This window comes from Amycolatopsis thermoflava N1165, assembly GCF_000473265.1.
GTDB classification, from domain to species: domain Bacteria; phylum Actinomycetota; class Actinomycetes; order Mycobacteriales; family Pseudonocardiaceae; genus Amycolatopsis_E; species Amycolatopsis_E thermoflava.
In genome coordinates this window covers 8,293,051-8,308,507 of record NZ_KI421511.1, presented here as the reverse complement: position 1 = coordinate 8,308,507, position 15,457 = coordinate 8,293,051, and the positions used below count along the sequence as shown (strand labels likewise).

The 15,457-nt window shown below is 70.7% G+C and carries 11 protein-coding genes and 1 tRNA gene; 6 read left to right on the top strand and 6 right to left on the bottom strand.

The features are described 5' to 3' along the window. Window positions 1-3: 3 nt before the first annotated feature. The gene (locus tag AMYTH_RS0141345; protein WP_084022780.1) at window positions 4-1,041 is read right to left on the bottom strand and encodes a LacI family DNA-binding transcriptional regulator; all 1,038 of its coding nucleotides are present in this window, start codon (window positions 1,039-1,041) and stop codon (window positions 4-6) included. 52 nt (window positions 1,042-1,093) lie between these two features. Between AMYTH_RS0141345 and AMYTH_RS0141340 the strand changes: the two genes are divergently transcribed. From AMYTH_RS0141340 to AMYTH_RS0141325, 4 genes are all read left to right on the top strand, one after another. Continuing rightward, window positions 1,094-2,086 carry a cyclase family protein gene (locus tag AMYTH_RS0141340; RefSeq protein ID WP_027935162.1) on the top strand — a complete coding sequence of 331 codons (993 nt, stop codon included), beginning with the start codon at window positions 1,094-1,096 and terminating at the stop codon, window positions 2,084-2,086. Between the two features lie 126 nt (window positions 2,087-2,212). Then, window positions 2,213-4,897 carry a bifunctional 3-(3-hydroxy-phenyl)propionate/3-hydroxycinnamic acid hydroxylase gene (locus AMYTH_RS50715; protein ID WP_084022779.1) on the top strand — a complete coding sequence of 895 codons (2,685 nt, stop codon included), beginning with the start codon at window positions 2,213-2,215 and terminating at the stop codon, window positions 4,895-4,897. Beyond that, a complete protein-coding gene (locus AMYTH_RS0141330) occupies window positions 4,897-5,757 on the top strand; it encodes a dioxygenase family protein (RefSeq protein ID WP_027935161.1) in 861 nt (286 codons plus the stop codon). Before AMYTH_RS50715 ends, AMYTH_RS0141330 begins: the two co-directional genes overlap by 1 nt. Then, window positions 5,754-6,809 carry a maleylacetate reductase gene (locus tag AMYTH_RS0141325; protein WP_027935160.1) on the top strand — a complete coding sequence of 352 codons (1,056 nt, stop codon included), beginning with the start codon at window positions 5,754-5,756 and terminating at the stop codon, window positions 6,807-6,809. Before AMYTH_RS0141330 ends, AMYTH_RS0141325 begins: the two co-directional genes overlap by 4 nt. 69 nt (window positions 6,810-6,878) lie before the next feature. Here the strand turns inward: AMYTH_RS0141325 and AMYTH_RS0141320 are convergent, their stop codons facing one another. The 3 genes from AMYTH_RS0141320 to AMYTH_RS0141305 form a co-directional block, all read right to left on the bottom strand. Continuing rightward, a complete protein-coding gene (locus AMYTH_RS0141320; protein ID WP_027935159.1) occupies window positions 6,879-7,670 on the bottom strand; it encodes a hypothetical protein in 792 nt (263 codons plus the stop codon). Window positions 7,671-8,786: 1,116 nt separating this feature from the next. Then, window positions 8,787-8,860: transfer RNA gene (locus AMYTH_RS0141310), tRNA-Pro, on the bottom strand. Between the two features lie 266 nt (window positions 8,861-9,126). After that, window positions 9,127-9,819, bottom strand: coding sequence for a DJ-1/PfpI family protein (locus AMYTH_RS0141305; protein WP_027935157.1), 693 nt, complete (start codon window positions 9,817-9,819; stop codon window positions 9,127-9,129). Between the two features lie 90 nt (window positions 9,820-9,909). On the opposite strand from AMYTH_RS0141305, the gene AMYTH_RS0141300 reads away from it, so the two are divergent. Together AMYTH_RS0141300 and AMYTH_RS0141290 are read left to right on the top strand one after the other, a co-directional pair. Then, a complete protein-coding gene (locus AMYTH_RS0141300) occupies window positions 9,910-10,875 on the top strand; it encodes a GlxA family transcriptional regulator (protein WP_027935156.1) in 966 nt (321 codons plus the stop codon). Between the two features lie 321 nt (window positions 10,876-11,196). Beyond that, the gene (locus AMYTH_RS0141290) at window positions 11,197-12,432 is read left to right on the top strand and encodes a glycosyltransferase family 87 protein (RefSeq protein WP_027935155.1); all 1,236 of its coding nucleotides are present in this window, start codon (window positions 11,197-11,199) and stop codon (window positions 12,430-12,432) included. Here AMYTH_RS0141290 and AMYTH_RS0141285 read toward each other — a convergent pair. Both AMYTH_RS0141285 and AMYTH_RS0141280 read right to left on the bottom strand, forming a co-directional pair. After that, window positions 12,392-13,720 carry a type I glutamate--ammonia ligase gene (locus AMYTH_RS0141285; RefSeq protein WP_027935154.1) on the bottom strand — a complete coding sequence of 443 codons (1,329 nt, stop codon included), beginning with the start codon at window positions 13,718-13,720 and terminating at the stop codon, window positions 12,392-12,394. The genes AMYTH_RS0141290 and AMYTH_RS0141285 overlap by 41 nt on opposite strands. Further along, window positions 13,714-15,417, bottom strand: coding sequence for an IucA/IucC family protein (locus AMYTH_RS0141280; RefSeq protein ID WP_410468341.1), 1,704 nt, complete (start codon window positions 15,415-15,417; stop codon window positions 13,714-13,716). Before AMYTH_RS0141280 ends, AMYTH_RS0141285 begins: the two co-directional genes overlap by 7 nt. Between the last annotated feature and the right edge of the window lie 40 nt (window positions 15,418-15,457).

Sequence of the window (15,457 nt, the reverse complement as noted above, 5' to 3'; positions counted from 1 at the left end):
CCCTCAGGCGCCGGCGGTCTCGCGGACCGGGACGACGCTCGCCCGGGGAACGAACTGCGTGGGGTGGACGGTGGTGACTGGGCCCTCTTCGGGATCCTGGATGCGACGGAGGAGCAGCCCAGCCGCCGTCCGCCCCAGCTGGTGGGTGTCACGCCGCACGACCGCGATGGGTGGATCGTGCATCTCTGTCAAATCGGTCTCGTCGCAGCTGATCAGCGACAGGTCCGCCCCGACCACCACGCGGCGCGACCGCAGTTCGCGCAAGCATCCCTTGAGCAGCTGGTTCCCGCCGACGACCAGGGCGGTCGGCCGCTCCCGCATGTCCAGCAGCCGCGAGGTCGCCGCCTGGCCGTGATCGGCATCGAGCGGGCCCTGGACGATGTTGTAGGTGGGAGGCAGGCCCCGCTCGGCGTACGCCTCCTCCACGCCTTGCCGCCGCATGCGCGCGAATCGCGCGTGCCCGCCCAGGATGCACCCGATCCGCCGGTGTCCGAGATCGAGCAGATGGGCGATGGCCGCACGCATCCCCCCGCGGTGGTCGCACAGCACCGCGCTCGGCATGAGCTGCTCGCCCGAATCGTCGAGCTCCCGGTCGATCAGCACCAACGGCGCCTGGATGGTCCGAAGAGCCGCCAGTACGCCGGCATCGTCCTCCGCGCTGAGCGACAGGAGCAGTCCGTCCACGTGCCGGTCCTGGAAAAGCAGGATGTTCTGCGCCTCGAGTTCGGGATCGTTCATCGAGTTCACGAACAGGAGGGAGTAGCCGGCACGGCGGAGCTCGCTCTCCGCGCCGAGACTGATCTCGGACAACAGTGGATTGGAGATGTCACCGATCACCAGCCCGACCGACATCGTGGGCCCACCACGAAGTCCACGCGCGAAGATGTCCGGCCGGTAGCCGATCTCGTCGACCGCCGCCATGACCCGGTCACGCATTTTCACGCTCACGTCCGGGTGACCCGAAAGAACGCGGGAAACGGAAGAGACACCGACACCTGCGCGTTCCGCGACGTCCTTGAGACCCGGCCTCGTCTGCCCCATGCGCACATCGTACGGGCCGCCTCAGGCGGCCAGACAAACCAGGAGGAAACCCATGACGCGATGGACACAACGCCCGGAAGGCTCGAACTGGGGCGAGTTCGGTGACGACGACCAGCTCGGCCGCCTGAACCTGATCACAGCCGAACGGCGCCTCGCCGCCACCCGGGAGGTTCGGGAAGGGATCGCCTTCCCGCTCAGCCTCCCGCTCGACTTCCCTCGTGGCGAGTATGCCGCTGGGCCGCGCAAGCCACCGGTGCTCAGCAGCACCCCGCTCGGCCACAACCACCGCTTCCTACCCACCGTGCCCGACGTCGTCAGCGACGACCTCGCAGTCCTCCACCTGCAGTACTCGACCCAGTGGGACTCCTTCGCCCACCACGGGGCCGTCTTCGATCTCGACGGCACCGGCGAGCCTGCGATCTGCTACTACAACGGTTACCGGGCGGACATCGACGTGGTCGGCGCCCCGGACGGCTCAGTGCCACCGCACGCCGGCGCGCTCGGCATCGAAACCATCGCCCAGACCGGGGTTCAGGGCCGAGGTGTGCTGATCGACCTGGAACAGGCGGTCGGCCATCAGCGCGTCGCCGTCGGCTACGAGATGCTCATGGAGATCATGGAAGCGCAGGACGTGACCGTCGAGGCCGGTGACATCCTGTGCCTCCACACCGGACTCACCGCGATCATGCTCGACCTCGGCGACGACCTGACACAGGAGACGCTGGACGGCAGCTGTGCCGTACTGGACAGCCAGGACCACCGCCTGCTGCAGTGGATCACCGACTGCGGGCTCTCGGCGATCGTGGCCGACAACGTCGCGGTGGAGCCCTTCAGCCTGAACCCGGCCCCTGGGGCTGAGTCCGTGCTCCCGCTGCACACCCACTGCCTCTTCAAGCAGGGAATACCGCTGGGCGAGATGTGGTATCTGGCGGACCTCGCTCGATGGCTGCGGCAGCACGAGCGGGCCCGCTTCCTGCTGACGGCGCCCCCGCTTCGGCTCCCCGGTGCCGTCGGCTCTCCGGTCAGCGGCGTCGCAACCGTCTAGCCGGGAACTCGTGTCGCGAGGTGGATCGGGCCGGCGCGAAACGGATCGGCACATCCCGGCTTCCGGCCTACCGTCCACGTCGATTCGAAGGAGCGCAACCGCTCCGGGCCGACGGGAGAACTCATCGTGAACCACGACTACGACGTTGCGGTCGTCGGATACGGCCCCTCCGGGCTCGTTCTGGCATCGGTCCTGGGCAAGGCCGGGCATTCGGTGGTGGTGTTCGAGCGCTGGCCCGCGCTGTACGGTCTGCCGCGCCTGACGCACATCGACGGCGAGACCGCGCGCATCGTCCAGGCCGTCGGTGACCTCGACCACGCCCTCCGGGACGCGCTTCCCCTGTCGAGCTACCGGTACCTCAACGGTTCGGGCGAACTGCTCCTCGAACTGGATTGGAGTGGCAGCTCATGCGGTCATCCCGCGCACCTGTCGATCTACCAGCCCGACATCGAGGACGCGATCGACTCCCACGTGCGGGCGTCGGGCCACGTCGAGGTCAACCAGGGCTGGGCGGTGGTCGCTGTCCGGCCCCACGACGACGGCGTCGAGCTGGCCGCGCGGCCGTGGACCCAGTCCCGCACCGGTCAGTGGTCGCATGGCGGCGAGGAACGGGTCGTCACCGCGAAATACCTGGTGGGCGCGGACGGCGCCAACAGCTTCGTCCGCGCCTCGCTCGGCATCGAACGCACCGACAACGGTGTCGACGACCGGTGGCTCAACCTCGACACCGAGCGGCTGCGGCCGCTGCCCGAGCGGTTCACGAGCCTCACCCAGTACTGCGACCCGGTCCGCGGCTCGATGCACATGCCGATCGGAAAGAGCCGGCAACGGTTCGAGCTGGCGGTCCTGCGTGGTGAGGACGCCGCCGAGTTCGAACGCCCCGAGTTCGCATGGGCGTGGCTGCGGGAGACCCACGGCCTCGGGCCGGAGGACGTCCGGATCCTGCGCCAGGTGGTGTACACCTTCGAGGGCAGGATCGCCGAGACCTGGCGGCAGGGCCGGGTGTTCCTGATCGGCGACGCGGCGCACACCACCCCGCCCTACATGGGGCAAGGCGCCTGCTCCGGAATGCGAGACGGGCTCACCCTGGGCTGGAAGCTGGACCTCGTCCTGCGCGGCCTCGCCGGCGATGATCTGCTGGACACCTACGAAGCCGAGCGCCGCCCTCACGCCACCGCGATCACGGAGATCTCCAGCGCGCTGGGGCGCGTGGCGAACACTCACGACCCCGCCGCCGCGGCCGCTCGCGACCAGGCGTTCCGTGACGGCACCGCACCGCCACCGCCGCCGTTCCCGACGCTCGATGCCGGAGTCGTCCACCACGGACCGGACGGGCGACCGGCCCCGCTGGCCGGGACCCTGGCTCCCCAGGGAATCGTGAGCAAGGACGGGGTGAAAGGCCGGTTCGACGACGTCATAGGACGGGGATTCAGCCTGGTCAGCGCGACCGACCCGCGGCCGGTGCTGTCCCCGGCCCACCGGGGCTTCCTCGACCGCCTCGGCGTCGTCATCGCGGTACCCGGTACGGATGTCGACGACGTGGATGGCACCTACGCCGCGTTCCTGCGGGACAACGAGGTGGAGGCGTTCATCGGACGGCCGGACTTCCACCTGTTCTGGGCTGGTGCCCTCGCCGACCTCCCGGCGGCTGTCGACGACCTCCGGACCGGCCTGCACTGGCTCGGCGACGGCCGGACCGCCACGGCCGAACTCCCTCCGGCCGAGGTGCTCTGGCGGGCGATGCCGCCGACGCGGATGCTCGACTACGGCATGGACTTCGGCGACGTGCTCGAACTTCAGCGCCTCACCTCCGCCGGAACGGCTTGGGATGCCGCAGCCGAGGGACTTGCCGACCGCCACCTTCGGCGCGCGGCCGACGCCGCCCGGGACGGCTGGACGGTGAGCGCGGACGAGGCGTACCGAGCGGCGGTCGCCTGCCTGGTGTTCGCCCAGATGGCGTTCAACTCCGACAGTGACCGCAAGCGTGCGCTCTACTCCCGGCTGACGGCTACCGTCTCCGCGAGAGCCGCGGCCTTGTCCGCCGCCGAGACGCGGAAGACCGGAACGTTGCGGCCGCCGCGCTGCCAGGAGGTGGAGATTCCCTTCGCGGACGGCCGGATGTTCGGCTGGCTGCTGCTGCCGCGCGGCCCGGTGCTCGGCACGGTCGTCGTCTTTGGCGGCCAAAGTGGATGGGGCCCGGCGTATCTCCGGCAAGCCGACGCCCTGAACCGCCGCGGTCTCGCGGCGCTTCTGGCCGAGGGGCCGGGGCAGGGCCGGACACGGCTCGAGGGAGGAGTGCTGCTGGACGCCGACGTGCGCGCCGCGTACCGGACCTTCGTCGATCACCTCGTCGAGCGCGAGGACCTCGGCCCCGTCGGCCTGTGGGGCAACAGCAACGGCGGGTTGTATGCCGCCACCACGGCCGCGTCCGACCCGCGCGTCGCGGCGGTGTGCGTCAACGGTGCTCCGGCCCGGCCACGGCTGCTCACCTTCCGCACATACCTCGAGCAGGCTGCCGCAATGCTCGGCACGAGCGACCAGGCTTCGATCCAGGACAACTTCGACCGGATCGCACTACGGTCCGAAGATCGCATCGACTGCCCCGTGCTGGTCCTGCACGGCGGGCAGGACCCCCTCGTCAGCCTCGACGAACAACAGCCGTTCCTCGATGCCGCTACTCATCACGGCGACGTCACCCTGAGGGTGTGGGACGACGGCGAGCACACGATCTACAACCACTCGAGCGAACGCAGCGCCCTCGTCGCGGACTGGTTCACGGCCAAGCTCGCCGACCGCAACCGAGGTGCTTGATGGATCTCAACGACGAAACCATCCTCGGCGCGGTCCTGACCAGCTTCGCCGACACCCCGGACCCACGGCTGAAAGCGATTCTCGAAACGATCACCCGCCACATCCATGCCGCGGTCCGGGAACTGCGGCTCACGAACCGGGAATGGGAACAGGCCATCGAGTTCCTGACCGCGGTCGGGCACAAGACCGACGAGACGCGGCAGGAGTTCGTACTGCTGTCCGACGTTCTCGGCATCTCGATGCTCGTCGAGACGATCAACGGCGGCGAACTGGGCACCGAGTCGACGGTTCTGGGCCCCTTCCACATGGTCGACTCCCCTCTCCGGAAGCTCGGTGACTCCATCGACCTGATCGGGACGGGCGCGCCCTGTGTGATCACCGGATCGGTGGCCGACCTCGACGGCAGCCCCCTGGGCGGGGCCACGATCGACGTCTGGCAATGCAACGAGAACGGCTTCTACGACGTCCAGCAGCCCGACAACCAGCCCGCCGGCAACGGTCGCGGGTTCTTCCACACCGACGAACACGGCGAGTTCTGGTTCCGCACGGTTGTGCCGAGCCACTACCCGATCCCGACCGACGGGCCCGTCGGCGCACTGCTCGCCGCAACCGCCCGGCACCCCTACCGGCCCGCGCACATCCACGTGATCGCCGATGCCGCCGGCCACGAACCGCTGACCACGCACATGTTCGTCGCGAATGGACCCTATGTGGACAGCGACGCGGTCTTCGCGGTTCGTTCGAGTTTGGTCACCGACTTCGACGAGGTGACCGACCCGGCAGAGGCCGAGCGGTTCGGAGTCACCACGCCCTTCCGCCGGGCACGGTTCGACATCAGGCTGAGGCGGGCCGTCACGTGAGCGCCGCGGTCTACGAGACTCTGCCGGCACGCGTCGTCTTCGGCGCGGGCTCAGTCGCCCGGCTGGCCGAGGAGACAAACCACGTCGGCCTGCGCCGAATTCTCGTGCTGTCCACGCCCACTCAGCACGATCTCGCCAGACGTGCGACCGCCATCCTGGGAGACCGCGCCGTCGGCGTCTACGAACGGGCACGGATGCACGTCCCACTGGCTACGGTCATCGAAGCCGTCGAGGTCGCCACCGAACTGGGGGCCGACGGCTGCGTCGCCGCCGGCGGCGGCTCGACGATCGGCTTGGCCAAGGCCCTGGCCCTACGCGCCGGCCTGCCCTACGTCGCGTTGCCGACGACCTACGCGGGATCCGAGATGACACCGGTCTGGGGAATCACCGAGGACTCCCGCAAACAGACCGGACGGGATCGTTCGGTTCTGCCCCGGGCCGTGGTCTACGACCCGGAACTGACGGCGACCGTACCCGCCACCGTCGCCGCCACCAGTGGACTCAACGCGATCGCCCACGCGGTGGAAGCGCTGTACGCACCGGACAGTTCCCCGCCAGTGGCGGCCATGGCGGAACGCGGAATCCGCGACCTCGCCGAGGCGCTACCAGTTCTCGGTACCGGCGCATCCGACGGTGCCGCACGGGCGACCGCACTGCAGGGCGCGTGGCTGTGCGGAGCGTGCCTCGGCGCGACGACGATGGGGCTCCATCACAAGCTCTGCCACGTGCTCGGCGGCATGCTCGACCTGCCCCACGCCGAGACGCACGCCGTGATGCTGCCGCACGTCGCCGCGTTCAACCTGCCCGCAGCACCACACGCGGCTGCCGCTGTGGCCCGAGCACTCGACGCACCCGTCGCCGTAGCCGCCCTGCACAAGCTGGTCACCGAACTGGGCGCCCCCACCAGGCTCGCTGAGCTCGGGGTCAGCCGGGCTCAGCTCCGCGCAATCGCTGAAGAAACACTGACCGCGCCCTACGCCAACCCCCGCCCGGCCGACCTTCGGGACCTCACCGACCTCCTCGAAGCAGCCTGGTCCGGCACCCCCGCCTGATCGAGAGTGCGGACGAACCACCGCCTGCGCCATCGACACCAACCAAATCGGGTGACATGCCTTGCCGCGTCAGGTCCACGACGAGTCCTCACGCAGCTGCAACCCTGGCTTGTGTCGCACCCTGCACGGCACGCCAGCACCGCCGCCTCGGCATGGCAGCCGCATAGACGTCGGCTGCCCGCAGATGACGTGCCAACCGCCGGTGTACTCGTTGCGGGCGAGGAACACTCGGTCCCCGCTGTCCGCAGTGGCCTGGACCGTCCGGTTGGCGTAGGTGCGCTCGACGGTGTAACGGTCAACAACATCGGACACCGTGTCATCAGCAAGCATCCAGCGCTTGACTTCCAGCACCGCGCCGAGAGCCGGCGACGTGGCCATCTCGCGCTGCCACTGTTCAGCAGCCTCCGCTTCCTCGCGTGCCTTTCGGGCCGCCGCGTCAGCCCGCTCGATCTCCCATCGCGAGCGCCCCTGAGACCGCTTGCTGTGCGTTCCGCACGGCTGCTGCTTCTTGTTCACACACTGCTCGCCGGGCGCAGCCTGGCAAACCGGGCACTCGTAATTGTCCCGGGCAGGGTCGTGCACGACGACAACACTGTCGTCATATAAACCCGTGCCTCGCGGGTCCACGAACCGGGAGACGAATTTGGTCTCACCGTAGGTGACGGACTCAAAACCGCCGTTGCGACCAACCACCAGCTCAGTGATGGGACCGTACTTGCGAACCGCCTCAGCCGGAGACAACCGGTCAGTAACGGTCACCCAGCCATGCTCGGTCCACTCCCGCCCCGTCACGGGATCGCCAACTCGCGCCCACGCAATAGGCTCGCCGCACCAACCGTCACGCAAAACCTCGCCACTCATGGCCCCCATCCTGCCCTGGCGGCCCCAGCAGGGCACCGCGCCGGCGGACCGTGGCAGCTGTGTGCATCACCGATCGAGCTTGGCCGCCTACATGTCCCTTGTCGGCCCGGTGGCCGTCCGCACCAGCGATCACGGTCCAGCCCGCACCATCGAGCTCTGGATCTCGCGGAGATCTCGGGGGCTCGTCAGGCGCTGCGCAAGTCGATCTGAGGTGTGCACACGACTGAAGTTTGTGCCGCTGGGTGTCCAGGCCACGGCCGCGCCGGGGCCGCTGACGTGAGGGCGGACAGCGGCTTGGGCTCGCTGTTGGTAGACCAGGCCCAGGTCCTGGAAGTCGTGGCGCCATTCGTAGGGCTGGCAGACGATCCGGCGTCGCTCGAGGCGGGTGCGGTCAAGCCTGGCGGCGGCGAAGTCTCCGCCGGTGTCACAGCAGTGGCAGAAGTAGGGCACGGCGGAAGGTGATCCACCGTTTGCCGCCGCCAGGAATGCAGGCGTTCCCGAACACGAGGTCAAGCGGGGTGTCCATGGGCCGCTGGCGCAGCGGCATAGCGTTGCCTCCCCCGGTCCTGTTCAGGCGGCGAGCTGATCGGTGAAGTCGAACTCGCCGTCGGCGGCCCGGCGGGGAAGGCCGACCACTCGCCGCGGTCGAAGCGAAGCTCGACCGCGGTGGCCAGCGTTGTGACCAGCGTGTCGGTGCCGATCTTGGTGATGGTGGCGCCCTGTTGTGGGGGTGAGACCGTCACGGGCATCGCACAGGAATGCCTGCTCACGCCGGGTGGGGGAAGGTGATCGTGCCTGCGGCGGGGTGCTTGCTGTGCCGGATGACCGCGGCGAGCGGCAGACCCACATGCTGGATTACACCCGATGAGCGCATGTCAGACAAACGCGAACGTGGTTGCATGGTTGCGCATTCGATTCAAATCAGTTGGCCAACAAGCAGCCGAGCAGGAGCCGTTAGGCGACCCCATTTGCCGCCGGAAGCATGATCCACTCCAGAATCGCTCCTGCACACCCCTGTTGATCTTGAAATCGACGAGGGTGAGCGAACGGGAAGCAAACACGAAAAAGCCCGCTGACCTGGGCTTCCACCCAGAGCCAGCGGGCTCATCCAGACCGTCGGGCTGACAGGATTTGAACCTGCGACCCCTTGACCCCCAGTCAAGTGCGCTACCAAACTGCGCCACAGCCCGGCCGTCGTCTCCCCGAGGGGCGGCGACGGGGGATAGCTTATTACGGACCGCACACAGCCCGGTAGCGGGGTGCCCTCAAGCCGCTGGCCTGCGGGGATCCGTGGGACCGACCCCCAGAACGGTCCCACGTCCCCTCGGCCCAGGACCGGCCCACGCGCCCCATCCGTGGACGGGCCACGCGCGCTCAGCCTCCCCCACCGGCTCGAAGGCCGCTCCCAGCCGTGGACGAACCCGCACTGGCCAACGGGCACCGTGCCCGACAGGCCTCACACTCGCGCGGCCAGCCTCTTCTGGAGCTCCGGCGCCTCGGCCAGCGCCTCCTGCACCCAGGTCGCCGCCAGGCCGGTGAACAGCTCCCTCGGCGCGGCCGCCCAGTCGAGCGGTCCGAAGGGCGGCTCGGGGTCGTACTCGACTCCGAACTGCAGCATCTTCGCGACGTCCACATTGCTGAAGCGCGCCGCCAGGTGCAGTGCCATGTCGATCCCCGCGGAGACGCCCGCCGCGGTCAGCACCTCGCCCTCGTCGACCCACCGGCGCTTCACGGGCGTCGCGCCGAACTCGCGCAGCGCCTCCAGGAACGACCAGTGCGTGGTGGCTTCCCTGCCCTTCAACAGGCCGGCCGCGCCCAGGATCAGCGCGCCCGTGCAGACCGACGCCGTCACGGTCGCCTGCGCACTCGCCGAGCGGACGTACTCCAGCAACCGCTCGTTCGTCAACGCCCGGAGCGTGCCGGCCTGCCCACCCGGCACCACCAGTGCGTACGGCGCCGGCACCTCTTCGAAGGTGCGGTCCGCCCCGAGGGACACAACGGCGTCCGTGGGCACCGGCTCCAGCGTCTCGGCCACCACCGCCGTCTCGAACGACGGGTCGGCCTGCCGCAACGACGACAGGACCTGGAGCGGGCCGATCAGGTCGAGGGGCGTGAGCCCGGGGTACAGCAGGAACGCGATCGTCTTCATGCGTCGCAGCTTGGCGCGTGCGCTAACCCGACTAACGCCGGATGTCCGAAAACCTGGGATCGTCGTCGGACAGACGGCTACGCTTGCGCCATGCGCCGGATGGTGATCGTCGGGTACGAGGAATCCGCCCTGCTGGACATCGCGTGCCCGGCGGACGTCCTCGACGCCGCCAACCGTTACGGCGCCACCCCGGCCTACGACGTCACCCTGGCCAGCCTCGACGGCCGACCGATCCGCTGCCAGAACACCCTGACGCTCGCCGCCCAGGACCGGCTCGACCGGCTCCGCGGTCCGGTCGACACCCTGATCGTCGCGGGCGGCACGGGGCACGCGAAAGCCGCCGCGGACGTCAAGCTGACCACCCACGTGCGGCGCGTCGCCGCGACCGCCAGGCGGGTCGCGTCGGTCTGCACGGGGACCTCCGTGCTCGCCGCGGCGGGGCTGCTCAACGGACGGCGCGCGACGACGCACTGGATGTGGGCCGGCATGCTCGCCCGGCGGTACCCCGACGTCACCATCGACCCGACGCCGCTGTTCGTCCAGGACGGCAACGTGCACACCGCCGCGGGCGTGACGAGCGGCCTGGACCTGACGCTGTCGTTCGTCGAGGCCGACCACGGGCCGAGCCTGGCGCGTGAGGTGGCGCGCGGGCTGGTCACCTACCTGCAGCGGCCGGGCAACCAGGCGCAGGTGAGCATGTTCCTCGCCGCGCCGCCGCCCGAGCACCGCCTGGTGGCCGACCTGGCGGCCCACATCACCGCACACCCGGACGGCGATTTGTCGACCCGGACGCTGGCGGAGCGGGCGGGGCTGAGCGAGCGGCAGCTGACGAGGCTGTTCCAGGAGCACCTCGGAACGCCGCCGGGCCGGTTCGTCAGACGGGCGCGAACCGAGGCCGCGTCCCAGCTGCTGGCCACCACGGACCTGCCGCTGACCGCCGTCGCGCGGCGGTGCGGGTTCAGCTCGGCCGAGACGCTGCGGCAGGCGTTCGTGGAGCTGTGCGGGACGCCGCCGTCGGCCTACCGCCGGGTGCACCGGCGGGCCGGCATCGCCTGAGCTGCGGCGCGCGCCCGGACGTTCTGTCGTGCGCTTGCGGACATCCTGCGCTGGACCGGTCGCGGGGCCGGGGAGCGTGGTGGTCCGGGTGCGGGCCGCCTGCCTCAACGCCGCTGATCTGCAGCAGGCACCGGACCGAGGGGCGCTTGCGGGTGCCCATCGAGGCGACCTTTCCGCTCGGCCAGTTCGACGGCGCCGACACCGGCCTCGCCCGGCCGGGCAAGTTCGGCAAGATCATCCTGCTGTCCTGACGATCTCCGCGGACCGGGAGCGGGCACCACGCCGCGAGCGGGCGTTACCGAATCTCTACAGTAGGGCCTGATGCGCAAATACCTGTGGCTGGTCCCGGTGCCCTGTGCGGTCTGGCTCTTCTTCGCGGTGCAGGGCATGATGCACTACCTGCCCACCCGCCCCCAGATCGACCTCGAGGTCTACCGCTACGGCGTGCAGGCCTGGTGGGACGGCCGCGACATGTACGGCACCCTGCCGGAGGTCGCCAACGGCGCGGAGCTGCCGTTCGTCTACCCGCCGTTCGCCGCGCTGCTGCTGTCGCCGCTGGCGATGCTGCCGTGGGACGCCTCCGTGGTGACCCTGTACATCCTCAACGGCCTCAGCATGTTCGTCACCGTCTACCTGGTCGCCCGCGCGGTCCGGCCGCAGCTCGGGCGGGACGGGGGCGTCGCCGTCGCGTCGGTCGTGCTTCCGCTGACCGTCTTCCTCGAGCCGGTGAGCCAGACGTTCGGCTTCGGGCAGGTCAGCATCATCATGATGGCCCTGGTCACGATCGACTGCCTGGCCGGGCGCACCGTCTGGCCGCGCGGGTTCGGCATCGGGCTGGCGGCGGCCCTCAAGCTCACCCCGGCCGCGTTCGTGTTGTTCTTCCTGATCCGCCGCGACTACCGGTCGGCCGTCACCTCGGCCATCACGTTCGGCGTCGCCACCGTGATCGGGTTCGTCGCGGACTTCGGCGGCTCCATCCACTACTGGTTCCAGGGCGGCCTGAGCGGCGGCGGCGTCAGCGGCACCGCGTTCGCCACCAACCAGGCCATCGAAGCGGTCATCGTGCGCACCGGGCTGACCGGCGCGGCCGAGAAGGCCGTGTGGATCGTGCTGGTGCTCGGCCTGCTGGCGCTGGTCGCGAACGCGATGCGCCGCGCCGAGCCGGCCCTCGCGCTGATGGCCAACGCCGGCCTGGCCCTGCTCGTCTCCCCCACCTCGTGGTCGCACTACTACGTGTGGGTGGTCCCGGCGCTGGTGGTGGTGCTCGGTGTCACCGTGCGCCGCGCGCTGGAACGCTCCTGGCTCGCCGTGGCCTGGTTCGCCTGGGGCGCGCTGACCGCGGTGTTCTTCGTCTGGGCGCCGTTCCACAACCTGCCGGAGACCGACTTCCCGGTCGTGCACCGCGACTGGACGTTCCCCGAGCAGCTGTCCGCCGCCACCTACGTCCTGGTCGGCGTCGCCCTGCTGCTGGCCTTCGCGATCCCCCGCCAGAAGGCCCGCGAGCTGCCGATGCCGGTCATGCCCGCAAGGCGCCCCGCCGGCGCTGCCAGTCGGTGACCGCGGAGCAGCCGGCCGCCAGTTCGGCCCGCAGCAACGCCTCCTGCTGAGCCGCGACCTCGTCACCCAGCAGCTTCGCGACCCGGTCCAGCCCGGACAGCGCCTCCCACGGCGCCCCCGGCAGCGCGCCCAGCACCTCCCCCGCGGGCGGCAGCGGCAGTGCCTCCTCGACGCCCGCCCGGCCCGCCGCGAGCAGCGCTGCGACCACCAGGTGCGGTTGCGCGTCGGCGCCGGCGAACCGGAACTCCAGCCGCAGCGAGGCGTCCCGCCCGGCCACCCGCACCGACGCCGTCCGGTCGTCGACACCCCACCGCAGCTCCCGCGGGGAGAACGGCGCAGTCCGCAGCCGCACGTAGCTGTTCCAGGTCGGCGCCCACACCGGCGCGAGCGCCGCCGCGTCCCGCAGCACCCCGGCGAGGAAGGACGCCATCACCGGCGACAACGCGGTCCCGTGCCCCGACGCCGGCTCCCCCGCGAGGGAAGACAGCGACAGGTGCACGTGGCAGGAACACCCCTGCCCGGGCTCCGGCGCCGCCAGGTAGGCTGCGGACACCCCGTGCTCCGCGGCCACCGACCGCACGATCAACTGCTGCAACAAGGCGTCGTCACACGCCGCGAGCGCGTCCCGGTGCCGCAGCACGATCTCGTACTGACCCGGATGGCACTCCGCGCGCGCGGACTCGACACCCAGGCCGGACCGCTCCAGCGCCACGCGCAGATCCCGCAACAGCGGCCGCATCCGCTCGGTCCCGCCGACCGCGTAGTCCACGCCGTGCGCGCTCAGCGGCCCGTCGGCGTCGCTGAACACGACCTCGTGCTCGAGCCCCGCCGACGGCACGTACCCGAGCGATTCCAGCGCCGTCAGCTGCTCGGTCAGGACCCGGCGCGGAGCCGCCCGCGCCGGTTCGCCGTCCGGCCACTCGACGTCGCACACGATGCCGCACACCCCGTCCGGCAACGCGGTGATCGTCGCCAGATCGGGCCGCATCCGCAGGTCGCCGTAGCCGTCGACGTAGCGGGCCAGCGGGCTGTCCGCGCCGAGTGGCAGCGCCTCGCGCTCGACGTCCCAGGCGAAGACGTACGTGCAGATCCCGTAGCCGCCGCTGAGCACCTCCTCGGTCACGAACCGCCCGGACAGCTCGACCGCGGCGAACCGGGCGTGCGGGTCGGGCACGAGCAGCAGCACCCGCGGCACGTCGCCCCGGTCCAGCGCCGCGCGCATGCCCCGCGCGGCCGTCTCCCGCTCGGCGAGCGTGCGTGGCCCGACCGGGCGCGGCGCTCTCACCACGCCCCCGCCGGGTCCGGGGCGTGCAGCGGGTTCGGCACGCGGCCCCACCGCACGTCGAACTCGTCGTCGCGGTCGACCTTGTCGAAACCCTGCCCGGCCAGGTGTTCCCGGTTCAGCGTGACGCGCTCGACGTCCGGCGCGAACAGCAGGCACCGGTCGAACCGCTCGGCCACGTCCGGGTTTTCCGCGCGGTAGCGGCCGACGACGTCGCGCACCAGCTCCCAGAACCGCGCCCGCGGGAAGGCCTGGTCGTCGAGCAGGATCTCGGCCCAGAACCGCAGCTGCCCGGAGAACACCGAGCTGAACAGCGACTGCGCGAGCAGGTGCGCCGGCCAGCGCAGCATCTCGTCGGCGGCCTCCGGCGCGAGCAGCCGGTAGCAGTCCAGGTCCTCGTCGAGGAGGTCGACGCCCTGCGCGAAGTCCTTGATCGCCACGCGCAGCGGCCGCCCGTGCTCGTCGACGATCAGGATCAGGTTCTGGCCGTGCGGGCAGAACCCGACGCCGTAGCGCAGCAGCCACTGCAGCAGCGGGGTGAGCAGCAGGTCGAACACCGTGCCGAGCCAGCGTTCCGCGCCCCAGCCGGAGCGCTCGATCAGCCCCGTGACGACCGACGCGCCGTCCGGGTCGCGGTAGGGCAGCGCGGCGAACGAGATCGCCTGCTCCCCCTCGGCCAGCCGCGACAGCAGCGGTTCGCGCCACAGCGCGCCGAGCGTTTCGTGGAACCGGTACGGCAGCTCGTCGATGGCGCCGAACAGCGGGTGCTCGACCGACACGCTCGCGACCTCGCCGAGCAGTTCGAACCGGTATTTCTCGGTGAGCAGCGGATCCGCCGCACCGACCCGCTTGAGCCAGCTCGTCACGGCGGGCCCGGCGAGCGTCGCACCGGAGGCGAGCCCGCGGTAGACGAGCGTGTTGCGCACCGAGACCGCGGTCTTGACGTCGTGCCGGTCCGGCCGGGACACGTTCGCCAGCGTCCGGACTGTCTGGTGTGGACGGTAGGCGTCGCGGGACTCGCCCAGTTCGACCACGACCCCGGTGGCGAGTTCACCGGCGTAGAGCGTGCTGAGGACCTCGTCCGCCTGCCACGGGTGCACGGGCACCCATACGTACTCCGCGGGGTCGGCGATGCGGGTGAACTCGGCGCGCTGGTCGTCGTCCAGCTCCCCGGCGAACAACCGCTCGGCCGAAAGCTCCTCGACGCAGCGGAACCGCGCGTGGTCCCGGTGCACGGCGAACCACCGCAGGCGCACGTCGGCCCCGGCCTCCGGCGCGTACCGGGCGCGGTCGTCCGCGGAGAACCCGACCCGGCCCTTGTTGAGCACCAGCCGCGGATGCCCGGTCAGGTGCCCGTCGGCGAGGTTGTAGTCCATCGTGGACAGTTCTGCGGCGCTGGGCGCGCGGCGCAGGCGGGCGGCCTCGTTGGTCACCGTGGCGGTCAGCTCGGCCAGCACGTCCGCCAGCCGCAACCCGGACAGGCCCAGCTCCTTGCGCGCGTCCACCACCAGCACCCGGGGGTCGGTCGCCGGTTCGCCGTCCCGCAACGCGGACCCGGGCTCCACCGTCCACGACTCGAACGCGCCGCGCCGGGCCCGGAACTCGTAGGTCACCTCGGGCAGCTTCAGCCGCCACAGCCTGCGCTCCTCGTCGTCGGCCGGCTCGGGGCGGAACAGGCCCTCGTAGGACAGTTCGCCGAGCATCTTGTGCACGATCAGCGTGCCGGCCGCGCGCCACGCCTGG